This window comes from Microbulbifer mixtoriginis (SeqCode) (genome assembly GCF_052467945.1).
This window is the reverse complement of the sequence record NZ_CP174328.1, coordinates 4,748,238-4,761,718: the sequence shown is the minus strand read 5'-3', so window position 1 is coordinate 4,761,718 and position 13,481 is coordinate 4,748,238. Positions and strand designations below refer to the sequence as shown.

The following is a 13,481-nucleotide window of genomic DNA, read 5'->3' as shown; positions in this document are numbered from 1 at the left end:
TATGCCCTATTTACTTCTTCTTGGCCTCTTTGCGATACACGCGTTCATCGGCATAACGGACACCCTTACCTTTGTAGGGCTCCGGCGGACGGAACGCACGGATCTCAGCGGCCACTTGGCCCAGCAGCTGTTTATTGCTGCTCTTAAGTACGATTTCAGTCTGGGATGGCGTTTCCGCAGTCACACCTTCCGGCAACTGATAATCGATCGGATGGGAGAAGCCCAGGGTAAGGTTAACCGCTTTACCGGCGGCTTTCGCACGATAACCAACACCCAGCAACTGCAGCTTCTTCTCGAAGCCCTTGCTTACGCCTATCACCATGTTATTGACCAGAGCACGGGTAGTACCCGCCAGCGCTTTGGCCTGTTTGGAGTTATTGCGCGCGGCAAAAGTCAGCTGGCTTTCAGCCTGGCTTACTTCTACATCACCGTGAATAACCATATCCAGGTTACCGATACCGCCTTTAACAGCGATGTTCTGACCTTTCAGGTCTACGGTAACACCTGCGGGGAGAACTACCGGACTATTTGCTACTCGAGACATTGCAACCCCCGCTTAGAATACGGTGCAAAGCACTTCGCCACCGACACCAGCCTGGCGTGCAGCGCGATCAGTCATCACACCATTAGAGGTGGAAACGATCGCGATACCCAGGCCACCGCGTACGGTAGGCAGAGCTTTTTTACCAGTGTAAGCGCGCAGGCCCGGACGGGAAACGCGATTCAGCTCGGCAATAACCGGCTTGCCCTGGAAGTATTTCAGAGCAATGGTCAGTTCCGGCTTTGCGCCTTCGCTTACATTTAAATCAGTAACGTAACCTTCGTCTTTTAGGACTTTGGCCACTGCTACTTTCAGTTTGGATGATGGCAGGGTGACTTCCGCCTTTCCGCGTGCCAGGGCATTGCGGATGCGAGTCAGCATATCTGCCAACGGATCTTGCATACTCATCTTATGAGACTCCTCAAATCTGCCTTAAACCAGCTGGTAATTACCAGCTGGACTTCACGAGGCCAGGAACATCACCACGCATCGCAGCTTCGCGAAGCTTGTTACGGCACAGGCCGAACTTGCGGTATACAGCGTGGGGGCGACCAGTAATACGACAGCGGCGTTGCTGACGTACCGGGCTTGCATCGCGCGGCATTTTCTGCAGCTTGAGTTGAGCCTCCCACTGCTCCTCTTCGGAAGCAGTGGAACTGGCGATGATCGCCTTCAGCTCTTGACGCTTTTCGGCGTACTTAGCTGCGGTTCGAGCGCGCTTATTTTCGCGCGCAATCATGGATTTCTTCGCCATGGAATCCTCTTAACCCTTGAAAGGGAAGTTGAACGCTTTCAGCAGCGCACGACCTTGATCGTCGTTTGCAGCTGTAGTGGTAATACAAATATCCAGACCGCGGAGCTTGTCTACTTTGTCGTAGTCAATTTCCGGGAAGATGATTTGCTCAGTCACGCCCATAGAGAAGTTACCGCGGCCGTCGAACTGCTTCGGGCTAATGCCACGGAAGTCGCGGATACGAGGAATCGCGATATCAACCAAACGCTCCAGGAACTCATACATGCGCTCACCGCGCAGAGTTACCTTGCAGCCGATCGGCCAACCGTCGCGAATCTTAAAGCCCGCAATAGATTTGCGCGCTTTAGTAACGATGGGCTTTTGACCAGTAATTGCTGTCATATCGTTGACAGCGTGCTCCAGCACCTTCTTATCACCAATCGCTTCACCAACACCCATGTTGATGGTGATCTTGGTGATGCGCGGCACTGCCATCACATTCTCGAGACCAAGCTCTTCTTTTAGCTTGGCCACGAGGTCCTTAGTGTAGAGCTCTTTAAGCTTTGCCATGATCTACCAACCTGCTTTTGCGTCAAGAGCCTTAGATGGCTTCGCCGCTGGATTTGAAGACGCGAATCTTAGTGCCGTCTTCCAGTACTTTAAAGCCCACCCGGTCAGCCTTCTGGGTGTTAGGGTTGAAGATGGCTACGTTGGAAGCTTGGATAGCAGCTTCTTTCTCAACGATGCCACCCGCAATACCCATCTGTGGGTTTGGCTTTTGGTGCTTTTTGATCATCTGTATGCCGGAGACAATCAGACGGCCGTCGTTCAGTACTTTACGTACTGAACCACGTTTGCCCTTGTCACGACCGGCGATAACGATCACTTCGTCGTCACGCTTGATCTTGCGCATAACTCTTCTCCGCTCGAGGCCTAGATAACTTCGGGAGCGAGGGAGATGATCTTCATGAACTTCTCACCGCGCAATTCGCGAGTTACCGGACCAAAAATACGGGTGCCAACCGGCGCCAGTTGCTGGTTCAGCAGCACCGCTGCGTTATCGTCAAATTTAATCAGGGAACCGTCCGCGCGACGCACACCTTTTTTGGTGCGAACCACAACGGCGTTCATTACCTGACCTTTCTTCACTTTACCGCGGGGAATGGCTTCCTTAACGGTTACCTTAATAATGTCGCCCACGCCGGCATAACGACGATGGGAGCCGCCCAGCACCTTGATGCACATGACGCGGCGAGCCCCACTGTTGTCAGCTACTTCTAAGTAGGATTCCGCTTGAATCATTGTCTCTCTCCGAAACCTTTCAATTCGGCAGTCAATGCGCTAGGGGTTATACCTTCGCCGCACGCTCTACAATTTTCTGCAAAGCCCAAGATTTGCTCTTGGACAGCGGACGAGATTCCTCGATGGTTACAACATCGCCGATGCTGCAATCATTGTTCTCGTCATGTGCCTTAAGCTTTGTGGACTTGTTTACAATTTTGCCGTAGATCGGGTGCTTAACACGGCGCTCGATCAAAACGGTGATGGTTTTATCCATCTTGTCACTCACGACCTTACCGGTCAGAGTACGCTTCAGTTTTGCTTCAGCCATGATTAGTTACCTGCCTTCTCGGTCAACACAGTCTTTATGCGAGCAATGTCGCGACGAGTCTGCTTCAGCAGATGAGTCTGAGCCAGCTGACCGGTGGACTTTTGCATACGAAGCTTGAATTGAGCTTCGAGCTGGTTCAGCAGTTCCTGGTTCAGCTCTTCAACTGACTTTTCGCGTAGATCTGCAGTCTTCATTACATCACCGAACGCTTAACGAAAGTTGTTTTTACAGGCAGCTTGGCCGCAGCAAGTGCGAAAGCCTCACGAGCCAGCTCTTCGGACACACCCTCCATTTCATAGAGGACTTTGCCCGGCTGGATCTGAGCTACCCAGTATTCAACGCCACCTTTACCTTTACCCATACGGACTTCGAGGGGCTTATTGGTAATTGGCTTGTCCGGAAACACGCGAATCCAGATTTTACCGCCACGTTTAACGTGACGAGTCATAGCGCGACGAGCCGCTTCGATCTGGCGCGCAGTAATGCGACCGCGACCGATGGCCTTGAGGCCAAACTCGCCAAAGCTCACTTTAGAGCCGCGCTGAGAAAGACCGCGGTTGCGACCCTTCTGTACCTTGCGGAATTTTGTACGCTTTGGTTGCAACATTTGCGTACCCCTTATTTAGCAGCTTTCTTGCGGCTCTTTACCGGCTTTTCATCGGGCATTTCGTCACCGATGACTTCACCTTTAAAGATCCACACCTTGATACCGATGATGCCGTAGGTAGTCATCGCTTCAGCAGTGGCGTAGTCGATATTGGCACGCAGGGTATGCAGGGGCACACGACCTTCGCGGTACCATTCGGTACGTGCGATTTCCGCACCGCCGAGACGACCACTTACCTGAATTTTGATACCTTCGGCGCCCTGACGCATAGCGTTCTGTACGGCGCGCTTCATCGCGCGACGGAACATAACGCGGCGTTCCAGCTGCTGGGCAACGTTCTGGCCAACCAGAGCGGCGTCCATATCAGGCTTGCGCACTTCTTCGATATCGATGTGCACAGGTACGCCCATCTGCGCACTAACAGCGTTGCGCAGACGTTCTACGTCTTCACCTTTTTTACCGATCACGATGCCTGGACGCGCAGTGTGAATAGTCACACGAGCGGTGTTCGCCGGACGTTCGATCTCGATACGGCTCACGGAAGCGTGGGCCAGTTTTTTGCGAATAAATTCGCGAACTTTCAGATCCGTGTACAGCTTGTCTGCGTACTCGTCGCTGCCGGCATACCAAACAGAGGTATGCTTTTTAACGATACCCAGACGAATGCCGGTAGGATGTACTTTTTGTCCCATGGTTTTCTCGCCTGCTCTCTTATTTCTCGGCCACTTTCACAGTGATGTGACAAGTACGCTTAAGAATGCGATCTGCACGACCTTTCGCACGCGGTTTAATGCGTTTCATGGTCATACCTTCGTCCACAAAAATTGTGGAAACCTTCAGCTCGTCAACGTCAGCACCTTCGTTGTGCTCGGCGTTGGCAATGGCCGATTCCAGTACTTTCTTGACGATCGCCGCACCCTTTTTATTGCTAAATGCAAGAATATCCAGGGCTTCTTCAACGCCTTTGCCGCGAACCTGATCAGCTACCAGTCGCGCCTTTTGCGCCGATAGACGTGCGCCGCGTAATTTTGCTGCTACTTCCATCTTTTTAACCTCGGCTTAGCGCTTCTTCGCTTTCTTGTCCGCAGCGTGACCGCGGTAAGTGCGGGTAGCAGCGAACTCGCCCAGTTTATGGCCAACCATTTCTTCGTTAACCAAAACGGGCACGTGTTGACGACCGTTGTGAACGGCAATCGTCAGTCCAACCATTTCCGGCATAATCATGGAACGGCGGGACCAGGTTTTAATCGGTCGACGATCGTTTGCTTCAATCGCCGCCTCCACCTTCTTGATCAAGTGCAGATCAATAAAGGGACCTTTTTTTAATGAGCGTGGCACTGTCGATTCCTCTCTAGCTGCTCAGACATCGCGCGGCTTACTTGCCGCGACGACGTACAATCATCTTATCGGTGCGCTTGTTCTTGCGCGTTTTCTTACCCTTGGTCGGAACGCCCCACGGGGTAACAGGGTGACGGCCACCAGAGGTACGACCTTCACCACCACCGTGCGGGTGATCTACCGGGTTCATCGCCACACCGCGAACGGTAGGACGAACACCACGCCAGCGTGCAGCACCAGCTTTACCCAGCTTGCGCAGGCTGTGCTCGGAGTTGCTCACTTCACCCAGGGTTGCGCGGCACTCAGCGAGAACCTTGCGCATTTCGCCGGAACGCAGACGAATAGTCGCGTACTGGCCTTCACGGGCTACCAGCTGTACAGAAGCACCCGCAGAGCGGGCCAACTGAGCGCCTTTACCAGGCTTCAGCTCGATACCGTGAATTACAGAACCCACCGGAACGTTGCGCAGAGGCAGGGTGTTGCCCACAGCAATCGGTGCGGCATCGCCGGACTGAATGGTGGCGCCAGCCTTAAGGCCTTTCGGTGCGATAATGTAACGACGCTCACCATCCGCGTAACAAACCAGAGCGATATGTGCGCTGCGGTTGGGATCGTACTCCAGACGCTCAACTTTAGCGGGGATACCGTCTTTGTTGCGCTTGAAGTCGATTACGCGGTAGTGCTGCTTGTGACCACCGCCGATATGACGAGTGGTGATACGACCGTTGTTGTTACGGCCACCGCTTTTGCTCTTGCTCTCTAAAAGAGGAGCGTAAGGAGCACCCTTGTGCAGGTCGGGGTTAACAACCTTAACCAGGTGTCGACGGCCGGCGGAGGTCGGTTTTGTTTTTACAATTGCCATTGTAACAGTCCCCTTTACTCAGCAGCTTCAAAGTTGATGTCGCTGCCTTCGGCCAGGCGAACGTAGGCTTTTTTCCAATCGCTGCGACGGCCCATGCCGTAGCGGGTACGCTTGGTTTTACCTTTAACGTTCACGGTGCGAACCTGTTCAACAGAAACGTTAAACAGCTTTTCAACCGCGGCCTTGATCTCAGCTTTTTCGGCATCGGTGGAAACCTTGAAAACTACTTGGTTGGCGCTATCGGCCAGCACAGCAGCTTTTTCGGAAATTACCGGGCCCAGCAGTACTTTGTAGAGTCGCTCTTGGTTCATCCCAGCACCTCTTCAATTTTCTTGAGCGCAGAAACGGTAACCACGACCTTATCAAAGCGAATCAGGCTTACTGGATCGATCGCCTGCACATCACGAACATCGATTTTGTGCAAGTTGCGAGCGGCCAGGTACAGGTTTTCGCTAACCTCTTCAGTCACGATCAGCGCATCGGACAGGTCAAACTGAGCCAGTTTGCTAACCAGTTGCTTGGTCTTGGGCGCGTCCACATCGAAGGACTCAACCACTATCAAGCGCTCCTGACGAGCCAGCTCAGACAGGATGCAGCGCAGTGCAGCGCGGTACATCTTTTTGTTCAGCTTAACGCTGTGATCACGCGGGTCAGCGGCGAAAGTTACACCACCGGAGCGCCACAGCGGGCTGCGGATAGTACCGGCACGTGCGCGGCCAGTACCTTTTTGGCGCCAGGGCTTTTTACCACCACCGGAAACATCAGAACGGTTCTTCTGCGCCTTGGTACCCTGACGAGCGCCAGCCATGTAGGCGACAACTGCCTGGTGTACCAGATCTTGGTTGAACTCACGTCCGAAAGTCACTTCAGAGACAGCTACTGTGCCTTTAGCGCCTTCGGGAGTAGCGATATTCAGTTCCATATCTAATTCCCCTCAGACTTAGGCTTTTACTGCCGGACGAACGATAACGTTGCCACCGGGAGCACCGGGAACAGCGCCTTTAACCAGCAGCAGGTTGCGTTCGGCATCGACACGAACTACTTCCAGGTTCTGCACGGTTACACGCTCAGCACCCATGTGTCCGGCCATTTTCTTGCCTTTCCATACGCGGCCAGGAGTCTGGCACTGACCGATAGAACCGGGAGCGCGGTGAGACAGGGAGTTACCGTGGGTTGCGTCCTGAGTACGGAAGTTCCAGCGCTTAACGCCACCCTGGAAGCCTTTACCTTTGGAAGTGCCGGTTACGTCGATCTTCTGGCCAGCTTCAAAGCTGCTTACAGTGATTTCAGAACCGATTTCGAAAGTCTCTTCGGAAGCGTCAGTACGCAGCTCGAAAAGATTAGTGCCAGCCTCTACATTGGCTTTGGCGAAGTGGCCCGCTTCGGGCTTGGAGACACGGGAAGCCTTACGGTTACCCACTGCTACTTGAACAGCGGTATAGCCATCGGTTTCCACAGTTTTCACCTGGGTGACGCGATTCGGAGCAACCTCAACAACGGTTACCGGAATGGATACGCCATCTTCAGTGAAGACGCGAGTCATGCCGCTCTTGCGGCCGACAATACCTATAGTCATCTTATTAACCTCTCAGTGCACGGGGCTTTAACCCACTGCGGCCGCCCAATTTCAGAGCGTTACACTACCCAGACCTTTTTCGCCCGGGATTCGGTAGTTAGTTAAAAGTGTTTAGCCGAGACTAATTTGGACCTCAACACCGGCCGCCAGATCGAGCTTCATCAGCGCGTCGACGGTTTTCTCGGTAGGCTCAACGATGTCCAGCAAACGCTTGTGAGTACGGATCTCATACTGGTCGCGAGCGTCTTTATTAACGTGCGGGGAAATCAGTACGGTGTACTTCTCTTTGCGAGTCGGCAGCGGGATAGGACCGCGAACTTGTGCGCCAGTGCGCTTAGCCGTCTCTACGATCTCCTGAGTAGACGCGTCGATCAGCTTGTGATCGAAGGCCTTCAGGCGAATTCGGATACGTTGACCCTGCATGGAATCAAACTCCAACTTATGAACTAAAGAACGTCCTTTCTCGCAACCCCGAGGGCGGGCGAAAAGGAGCGCGAATTCTACGGGGCGCACAAGAGGCTGTCAACTGTACAGCATGATCAAATTTCAATCGGCTCAAACTACAATGGAGTACCTTAGGTAAATCGAGGGTAACGACATGACTATTGCTGCGAGATTAAGTCAATACTTGAATGACCAGTCAGTTGACTACCACCTAATACAGCATCCCCACACACGCACCAGTCGAGAGAGTGCGCACGCTGCTCATGTGCGCGAAGACCAGGTAGCCAAGGCAATCCTGTTGCGCGATAAGGAGGGGTTCGTGATGGCGGTAATACCCGCCAGCAGCAGCCTGGATCTACGCGCAGTGCACACTGAAACTGGCCGCAACGACCTGGAGATGGTCGCAGAAAATGAGCTTGGATCGGTCTTCCCAGACTGCGAGCTGGGCGCCCTACCCCCTGTCGGCCAGGCTTATGGCATTACTACTCTGATAGACAGTGGGCTCAGCCGCTGTGAGACGATCTTTTTTGAGGCGGGTGACCACGAAGAACTGGTAGAAATGAATGGACCACAATTCAATAAACTGTTTGCCGGGTGTCGAAGCGCTGATCTTAGTAAGGACTGGCCATAAGCAACCCTAGAAGCAGAAGGATTTGAAATATCAGCCTGAATAAGGCGCCACAAAGAAATGTAATCCTGTGGTGCTGCTCAAGCCAGAGCCACAGGATTCTGACCAGCAAACACTGCCTTCCACTAACCTATCCAATTAGATAAGCACCCCACCAGCTACCAGGCTAGACCAGCAAATCGCTGGGCACAGGGATATTTGTTTTAACTACACCAAACATCTCTGCAAAACACAAAACAAATACATACCCTGAAGAGGTTTTAGCTTGTAAAGCAGGACACCTACGCTACTTAAAGCCCTGCAGAGCCACAATGAGAACACAGCAAATCCTAACGCTCAAAAAGCTATACACAAGATAAAACAACCCCCAATTTAACTCTCTCCAATACGCTATCGCGAATAAATATCTCTCAAATAAAGCCTTTATAAATCTTTATCAAATTGCACAACTACAGCTACGCTCATCATAAATTACGAGGCTAAACTTGAACCTCTCCGACAACCTTTTTTACGGTTTTTCTTTGCAAACACCTGCCCACAAAACCCTCCCAAGCAGCCAATTCAAATAAACACTTAACAGGCTGTATTGGCGAGAAAAAACAAAAAAATATCAGGCAAAAAAAAACCGCAGCGCGTCCGCTGCGGTTTTTTTATTTAGATCAAAAGTAACTATTACTCAATGATCTTAGCAACAACGCCCGCACCTACGGTACGACCACCTTCGCGGATAGCGAAGCGCAGGCCGTCTTCCATGGCGATCGGAGCGATCAGGGTAACAACCATTTGAATATTGTCGCCCGGCATTACCATTTCAGTGCCTTCCGGCAGCTCAACCGCACCAGTTACGTCGGTAGTACGGAAGTAGAACTGAGGACGGTAGCCTTTAAAGAACGGGGTGTGACGACCACCTTCGTCCTTGGACAGGATGTACACTTCCGCTTCGAACTTGGTGTGCGGAGTGATGGAGCCCGGCTTAGCCAGCACCTGACCGCGCTCTACTTCGTCACGCTTGGTACCACGCAGCAGCGCACCGATGTTCTCACCAGCACGACCTTCGTCGAGCAGCTTGCGGAACATTTCAACACCAGTACAGGTAGTGGTGGTGGTTTCTTTAATACCAACGATCTCAACTTCGTCGCCAGTGTTGATTACACCACGCTCTACACGACCAGTTACTACGGTACCACGGCCAGAGATGGAGAATACGTCTTCGATCGGCATCAGGAACGGCTGATCTACTGCACGCTCCGGCTCAGGAATGTACTCGTCCAGAGTTTCTACCAGCTTCTTAACAGCGGTAGTACCCATTTCGTTGTCGTCTTCACCGTTCAGGGCCATCAGAGCGGAACCAACGATGATCGGAGTGTCGTCACCCGGGAACTCGTACTGGTCGAGAAGTTCGCGAACTTCCATTTCTACCAGCTCGAGCAGCTCTTCGTCGTCTACCATGTCCGCTTTGTTCAGGAATACAACGATGTAAGGTACACCTACCTGACGGGACAGCAGGATGTGCTCACGAGTCTGCGGCATGGGGCCATCAGCTGCGGAACATACCAGGATAGCGCCGTCCATCTGAGCAGCACCGGTGATCATGTTCTTAACGTAGTCGGCGTGTCCCGGGCAATCTACGTGAGCGTAGTGGCGAGTCGGGGACTCGTACTCAACGTGAGAAGTAGCGATGGTGATACCGCGCTCACGCTCTTCCGGTGCATTGTCAATACCGTCGAAAGCAACAGCGTCACCGCCCCATACTTCCGCACATACGCGGGTCAGAGCAGCGGTCAGGGTGGTTTTACCGTGGTCAACGTGACCGATGGTGCCCACGTTCACGTGGGGCTTGGAACGTTCAAATTTTTCTTTTGCCATCTTTAGATGTCCTCTAGCTAAAAGTTTGCCAAAGGGGCCCCAGCTGTTGGCCCAGCCCCCTTTAAGCAGAAGTTAATTAGGCTTTGTTCTTGGCGATGATCTCATCGGCAACGTTTTTCGGCGCTTCAGAGTACTTCAGGAATTCCATGGTGTAGGTAGCACGGCCCTGAGTAGCAGAGCGCAGGTCGGTTGCGTAACCGAACATCTCTGCCAGAGGCACTTCTGCGTTTACCACCTTACCAGCGGGATTGTCTTCCATACCCTGGATCAGGCCGCGACGACGGTTGAGGTCGCCAACTACGTCACCCATGTTCTCTTCTGGAGTTACTACTTCCACCTTCATCATCGGCTCAAGCAGTACCGCGCCGCCCACAGAGGAGAGCTTCTTGGTCGCCATAGAACCGGCGATTTTAAACGCCATTTCACTGGAGTCCACATCGTGGTAGGAACCATCATACAGAGTCGCTTTCAGGCCTAGCAGCGGGTAGCCAGCCAGAACACCGTTTTGCATCTGCTCTTCGATACCTTTTGATACCGCAGGGATATATTCCTTAGGTACTGCACCACCCACGATTTCGTTAACGAATTCCAGGCCTTCTGCGGACTCATCCTCAGCGGGCTCGAATTTCACCCAAACGTGACCGAACTGACCGCGACCACCGGACTGACGAACGAACTTACCTTCGATCTCAGAGGTGTTACGGATCGCTTCGCGGTAGGCCACCTGAGGCTTACCGATGTTCGCTTCTACATTGAACTCGCGACGCATACGGTCGACGATGATGTCCAGGTGCAGCTCACCCATACCAGAGATAATGGTCTGACCAGTTTCTTCGTCGGTCTTCACGCGGAAAGACGGGTCTTCCTGGGCCAGCTTGCCGAGGGCAATACCCATTTTTTCCTGGTCCGGCTTGGACTTGGGCTCAACCGCTACGGAGATTACCGGCTCTGGGAATTCCATGCGTTCCAGAACAATTTTGTTGCTCTCGGCACACAAGGTGTCACCAGTGGTCACGTCTTTCAGACCAATCGCAGCTGCGATGTCACCCGCCAGTACTTCTTTAATCTCTTTACGATCGTTGGAGTGCATCTGCACCATACGACCAACGCGCTCTTTCTTCATTTTTACGGAGTTGTATACCGCAGTACCGCTCTCCAGCTTACCGGAGTAAACGCGGAAGAAAGTTAGAGTACCAACGAAGGGGTCGGTAGCAATTTTGAACGCCAGAGCGGCGAACGGAGCGTCATCGTCGGCTTCGCGAGTCTCAACGGTTTCGCCGTCTTCCAGAGTACCTTCGATCGCCTTTACTTCAGTCGGCGCCGGCAGGTATTCGATAACCGCGTCCAGCATGGCCTGCACGCCCTTATTCTTGAACGCAGAGCCGCCCAGAACCGGTACGATTTCATTGGCCAGGGTACGCTGACGGATAGCTGCCTTGATCTCTTCTTCGGTCAGCTCACCCTCTTCCAGGTACTTTTCCATCAGCTCTTCGCTGGCTTCAGCGGCCGCTTCTACCAGGTACTCGCGCATTTCGTCGCACTCGTCCTGCAGCTCAGCGGGGATGTCAGCGTAGTCGAAGGTCATGCCCTGATCGGCTTCATTCCACAGAATGGCCTTCATTTTCACCAGGTCAACAACACCCTTAAACTCGTCCTCAGCACCGATGGTCATTTGCAGCGGTACAGCGTTCGCGTTCAAACGATCTTTCAGCTGGTCCACAACGTTGCGGAAGTTCGCACCGGCGCGGTCCATTTTGTTCACGAATACCATACGCGGCACATGGTATTTGTTGGCCTGGCGCCAAACGGTTTCAGTTTGCGGCTGAACACCAGAGGAACCACACAGTACAACAACCGCGCCGTCGAGTACGCGTAAGGAGCGCTCTACTTCAATGGTAAAGTCAACGTGTCCTGGGGTGTCGATGATGTTTACGCGGTGCTGATCGAACTGCTGCTGCATGCCAGCCCAGAAACAGGTGGTTGCAGCGGAGGTGATGGTAATACCACGCTCCTGCTCCTGCTCCATCCAGTCCATGGTTGCAGCGCCTTCGTGCACCTCACCAATTTTATGGGACAGACCAGTGTAGAAAAGTACGCGCTCAGTAGTGGTGGTTTTACCGGCGTCTACGTGGGCACAGATACCGATGTTACGGTAGCGTGCGATAGGCGTTTTACGTGCCACAGTTGTATCCTCGATATAACGGCAAAAGGCAGCCTGGAAATTTCCGTGCTGCCTTTCGGTATTAATTTCCGATGTTGGTAATCATCAGACTTAGAAGCGGTAGTGAGAGAACGCCTTGTTGGCTTCCGCCATGCGGTGTACATCTTCACGCTTCTTGACCGCGCCGCCCTTGTTCTGAGCTGCATCGATCATTTCATTGGCCAGGCGCTGAGCCATAGACTTCTCGCCGCGTTTGCGGGAGAACTCTACCAGCCAACGCATTGCCAGAGCCGTACGGCGCGAGGGGCGCACTTCTACAGGCACCTGATAGGTCGCACCACCAACACGGCGGGATTTAACTTCCACCATAGGCGCGATGTTTTCCAAAGACTCTTCAAACACTTCGATCGGGTCTTTGTTCAATTTTTCAGAAATAGTATCAAGGGCACCGTATACAATGCGCTCTGCTACTGATTTCTTGCCGCTGATCATGACGTGGTTCATGAACTTGGCTAGGGTGACGTTCCCGAACTTGGGGTCGGGCAGTACTTCGCGCTTAGCGACTACTCGTCTTCTCGGCATGGGAATTGCCTCTCTTCAGGGTTATTCTGAGACGCCGCCGTAAAACCTTACAATCCGGCGAGCTCAGCCTTACTCCGGTTGGAAACCGAAACGCAAATCGTTAAAGGCGATTAACCTTTAGGACGCTTGGCGCCGTATTTAGAACGGCCCTGCTTGCGATCGTTTACGCCGGCACAGTCAAGTGCACCGCGTACAGTGTGGTAGCGCACACCCGGCAGGTCTTTTACACGACCGCCGCGAATCAGTACCACGCTGTGCTCCTGCAGGTTGTGGCCTTCACCACCGATGTACGAAGTTACTTCGTAACCGTTGGTCAGACGCACACGGCAAACTTTGCGCAGTGCGGAGTTCGGCTTTTTCGGTGTAGTGGTGTACACGCGAGTGCAAACTCCACGACGCTGCGGGCTAGCCTGCAGAGCGGGAACGTCGCTTTTTTCGACTTTGCGTTTTCTCGGCTTACGAACCAACTGGTTGATCGTTGCCATTAAAAATCACTCCAAAAATAAAATGCCCCCACCTCTAAAAGTGAGG

At 52.9% G+C, this 13,481-nt stretch carries 22 protein-coding genes; 1 reads left to right on the top strand and 21 read right to left on the bottom strand.

All coding sequences use genetic code 11. The annotated features are described in order from the left end of the window. Nucleotides 1-10: 10 nt before the first annotated feature. From rplF to rpsJ, 17 genes are all read right to left on the bottom strand, one after another. Nucleotides 11-544 carry a 50S ribosomal protein L6 gene (rplF, locus tag ACJJIJ_RS20740; protein WP_252084416.1) on the bottom strand — a complete coding sequence of 178 codons (534 nt, stop codon included), beginning with the start codon at nt 542-544 and terminating at the stop codon, nt 11-13. A 12-nt stretch (nt 545-556) separates the two neighbouring features. Beyond that, nucleotides 557-949 (bottom strand): 30S ribosomal protein S8, encoded by a 393-nt coding sequence (gene rpsH, locus ACJJIJ_RS20735; RefSeq protein ID WP_252084415.1) that lies wholly within the window; start codon nt 947-949, stop codon nt 557-559. A gap of 40 nt (nt 950-989) precedes the next feature. Next, nucleotides 990-1,295 carry a 30S ribosomal protein S14 gene (gene rpsN / locus ACJJIJ_RS20730; RefSeq protein ID WP_020411397.1) on the bottom strand — a complete coding sequence of 102 codons (306 nt, stop codon included), beginning with the start codon at nt 1,293-1,295 and terminating at the stop codon, nt 990-992. 9 nt (nt 1,296-1,304) lie between these two features. Next, nucleotides 1,305-1,844 (bottom strand): 50S ribosomal protein L5, encoded by a 540-nt coding sequence (rplE, locus tag ACJJIJ_RS20725; RefSeq protein WP_020411396.1) that lies wholly within the window; start codon nt 1,842-1,844, stop codon nt 1,305-1,307. Between the two features lie 31 nt (nt 1,845-1,875). Continuing rightward, entirely contained in the window at nt 1,876-2,187 is a 312-nt protein-coding gene (gene rplX, locus ACJJIJ_RS20720) for a 50S ribosomal protein L24 (RefSeq protein ID WP_108731661.1), read from the bottom strand. A 20-nt stretch (nt 2,188-2,207) separates the two neighbouring features. Beyond that, nucleotides 2,208-2,576, bottom strand: a complete 369-nt coding sequence (rplN, locus tag ACJJIJ_RS20715; RefSeq protein WP_067151032.1) for a 50S ribosomal protein L14 — start codon at nt 2,574-2,576, stop codon at nt 2,208-2,210. A 46-nt stretch (nt 2,577-2,622) separates the two neighbouring features. Then, nucleotides 2,623-2,886 carry a 30S ribosomal protein S17 gene (gene rpsQ, locus ACJJIJ_RS20710; protein WP_108731660.1) on the bottom strand — a complete coding sequence of 88 codons (264 nt, stop codon included), beginning with the start codon at nt 2,884-2,886 and terminating at the stop codon, nt 2,623-2,625. 2 nt (nt 2,887-2,888) lie between these two features. After that, on the bottom strand, nt 2,889-3,080 hold the full coding sequence (rpmC, locus tag ACJJIJ_RS20705; RefSeq protein ID WP_020411392.1) for a 50S ribosomal protein L29: 192 nt from the start codon (nt 3,078-3,080) through the stop codon (nt 2,889-2,891). Beyond that, nucleotides 3,080-3,493, bottom strand: coding sequence for a 50S ribosomal protein L16 (rplP, locus tag ACJJIJ_RS20700; protein WP_020411391.1), 414 nt, complete (start codon nt 3,491-3,493; stop codon nt 3,080-3,082). The genes rpmC and rplP overlap by 1 nt, the downstream gene beginning before the upstream one ends. A gap of 11 nt (nt 3,494-3,504) precedes the next feature. Beyond that, nucleotides 3,505-4,185: a 30S ribosomal protein S3 gene (gene rpsC / locus ACJJIJ_RS20695; RefSeq protein WP_444883682.1), complete on the bottom strand. Its 681-nt coding sequence runs from the start codon at nt 4,183-4,185 to the stop codon at nt 3,505-3,507. A gap of 19 nt (nt 4,186-4,204) precedes the next feature. Further along, nucleotides 4,205-4,537, bottom strand: a complete 333-nt coding sequence (gene rplV, locus ACJJIJ_RS20690) for a 50S ribosomal protein L22 (RefSeq protein WP_020411389.1) — start codon at nt 4,535-4,537, stop codon at nt 4,205-4,207. 15 nt (nt 4,538-4,552) lie between these two features. Next, nucleotides 4,553-4,831: a 30S ribosomal protein S19 gene (rpsS, locus tag ACJJIJ_RS20685; protein WP_020411388.1), complete on the bottom strand. Its 279-nt coding sequence runs from the start codon at nt 4,829-4,831 to the stop codon at nt 4,553-4,555. Nucleotides 4,832-4,868: 37 nt separating this feature from the next. Continuing rightward, nucleotides 4,869-5,693, bottom strand: a complete 825-nt coding sequence (gene rplB / locus ACJJIJ_RS20680) for a 50S ribosomal protein L2 (protein WP_020411387.1) — start codon at nt 5,691-5,693, stop codon at nt 4,869-4,871. A 14-nt stretch (nt 5,694-5,707) separates the two neighbouring features. Beyond that, nucleotides 5,708-6,004 carry a 50S ribosomal protein L23 gene (gene rplW, locus ACJJIJ_RS20675; RefSeq protein ID WP_152451143.1) on the bottom strand — a complete coding sequence of 99 codons (297 nt, stop codon included), beginning with the start codon at nt 6,002-6,004 and terminating at the stop codon, nt 5,708-5,710. Further along, a complete protein-coding gene (rplD, locus tag ACJJIJ_RS20670) occupies nt 6,001-6,615 on the bottom strand; it encodes a 50S ribosomal protein L4 (protein WP_252084413.1) in 615 nt (204 codons plus the stop codon). The genes rplW and rplD overlap by 4 nt, the downstream gene beginning before the upstream one ends. An 18-nt stretch (nt 6,616-6,633) precedes the next feature. Beyond that, a complete protein-coding gene (gene rplC / locus ACJJIJ_RS20665; RefSeq protein ID WP_444891417.1) occupies nt 6,634-7,269 on the bottom strand; it encodes a 50S ribosomal protein L3 in 636 nt (211 codons plus the stop codon). 111 nt (nt 7,270-7,380) lie between these two features. Next, nucleotides 7,381-7,692, bottom strand: coding sequence for a 30S ribosomal protein S10 (rpsJ, locus tag ACJJIJ_RS20660; protein ID WP_010133849.1), 312 nt, complete (start codon nt 7,690-7,692; stop codon nt 7,381-7,383). A 175-nt stretch (nt 7,693-7,867) separates the two neighbouring features. Between rpsJ and ACJJIJ_RS20655 the strand changes: the two genes are divergently transcribed. After that, nucleotides 7,868-8,344: an aminoacyl-tRNA deacylase gene (locus tag ACJJIJ_RS20655; RefSeq protein WP_444883681.1), complete on the top strand. Its 477-nt coding sequence runs from the start codon at nt 7,868-7,870 to the stop codon at nt 8,342-8,344. A 669-nt stretch (nt 8,345-9,013) separates the two neighbouring features. Here the strand turns inward: ACJJIJ_RS20655 and tuf are convergent. From tuf to rpsL, 4 genes are all read right to left on the bottom strand, one after another. After that, nucleotides 9,014-10,207, bottom strand: coding sequence for an elongation factor Tu (tuf, locus tag ACJJIJ_RS20650; RefSeq protein ID WP_252084404.1), 1,194 nt, complete (start codon nt 10,205-10,207; stop codon nt 9,014-9,016). Nucleotides 10,208-10,283: 76 nt separating this feature from the next. Next, nucleotides 10,284-12,389, bottom strand: a complete 2,106-nt coding sequence (gene fusA, locus ACJJIJ_RS20645) for an elongation factor G (protein ID WP_252084410.1) — start codon at nt 12,387-12,389, stop codon at nt 10,284-10,286. A 90-nt stretch (nt 12,390-12,479) separates the two neighbouring features. Then, a complete protein-coding gene (rpsG, locus tag ACJJIJ_RS20640; protein ID WP_143729448.1) occupies nt 12,480-12,950 on the bottom strand; it encodes a 30S ribosomal protein S7 in 471 nt (156 codons plus the stop codon). A 110-nt stretch (nt 12,951-13,060) separates the two neighbouring features. Next, entirely contained in the window at nt 13,061-13,435 is a 375-nt protein-coding gene (gene rpsL, locus ACJJIJ_RS20635; protein ID WP_067150990.1) for a 30S ribosomal protein S12, read from the bottom strand. Nucleotides 13,436-13,481 lie beyond the last annotated feature (46 nt).

What these genes read in the sequence shown, in the direction of transcription:
- rpsJ (WP_010133849.1), bottom strand. Translation starts at nt 7,692, where the DNA reads ATGCAGGGTCAACGTATCCGAATTCGCCTGAAGGCCTTCGATCACAAG.
- rpsL (WP_067150990.1), bottom strand. Translation starts at nt 13,435, where the DNA reads ATGGCAACGATCAACCAGTTGGTTCGTAAGCCGAGAAAACGCAAAGTC.
- rplX (WP_108731661.1), bottom strand. Translation starts at nt 2,187, where the DNA reads ATGCGCAAGATCAAGCGTGACGACGAAGTGATCGTTATCGCCGGTCGT.
- tuf (WP_252084404.1), bottom strand. Translation starts at nt 10,207, where the DNA reads ATGGCAAAAGAAAAATTTGAACGTTCCAAGCCCCACGTGAACGTGGGC.
- rplV (WP_020411389.1), bottom strand. Translation starts at nt 4,537, where the DNA reads ATGGAAGTAGCAGCAAAATTACGCGGCGCACGTCTATCGGCGCAAAAG.
- rpmC (WP_020411392.1), bottom strand. Translation starts at nt 3,080, where the DNA reads ATGAAGACTGCAGATCTACGCGAAAAGTCAGTTGAAGAGCTGAACCAG.
- rpsC (WP_444883682.1), bottom strand. Translation starts at nt 4,185, where the DNA reads ATGGGACAAAAAGTACATCCTACCGGCATTCGTCTGGGTATCGTTAAA.
- rpsH (WP_252084415.1), bottom strand. Translation starts at nt 949, where the DNA reads ATGAGTATGCAAGATCCGTTGGCAGATATGCTGACTCGCATCCGCAAT.
- rpsQ (WP_108731660.1), bottom strand. Translation starts at nt 2,886, where the DNA reads ATGGCTGAAGCAAAACTGAAGCGTACTCTGACCGGTAAGGTCGTGAGT.
- ACJJIJ_RS20655 (WP_444883681.1), top strand. Translation starts at nt 7,868, where the DNA reads ATGACTATTGCTGCGAGATTAAGTCAATACTTGAATGACCAGTCAGTT.
- rpsG (WP_143729448.1), bottom strand. Translation starts at nt 12,950, where the DNA reads ATGCCGAGAAGACGAGTAGTCGCTAAGCGCGAAGTACTGCCCGACCCC.
- rplB (WP_020411387.1), bottom strand. Translation starts at nt 5,693, where the DNA reads ATGGCAATTGTAAAAACAAAACCGACCTCCGCCGGCCGTCGACACCTG.
- rplD (WP_252084413.1), bottom strand. Translation starts at nt 6,615, where the DNA reads ATGGAACTGAATATCGCTACTCCCGAAGGCGCTAAAGGCACAGTAGCT.
- rplE (WP_020411396.1), bottom strand. Translation starts at nt 1,844, where the DNA reads ATGGCAAAGCTTAAAGAGCTCTACACTAAGGACCTCGTGGCCAAGCTA.
- rpsN (WP_020411397.1), bottom strand. Translation starts at nt 1,295, where the DNA reads ATGGCGAAGAAATCCATGATTGCGCGCGAAAATAAGCGCGCTCGAACC.
- rplP (WP_020411391.1), bottom strand. Translation starts at nt 3,493, where the DNA reads ATGTTGCAACCAAAGCGTACAAAATTCCGCAAGGTACAGAAGGGTCGC.
- rplN (WP_067151032.1), bottom strand. Translation starts at nt 2,576, where the DNA reads ATGATTCAAGCGGAATCCTACTTAGAAGTAGCTGACAACAGTGGGGCT.
- rplC (WP_444891417.1), bottom strand. Translation starts at nt 7,269, where the DNA reads ATGACTATAGGTATTGTCGGCCGCAAGAGCGGCATGACTCGCGTCTTC.
- rplF (WP_252084416.1), bottom strand. Translation starts at nt 544, where the DNA reads ATGTCTCGAGTAGCAAATAGTCCGGTAGTTCTCCCCGCAGGTGTTACC.
- rplW (WP_152451143.1), bottom strand. Translation starts at nt 6,004, where the DNA reads ATGAACCAAGAGCGACTCTACAAAGTACTGCTGGGCCCGGTAATTTCC.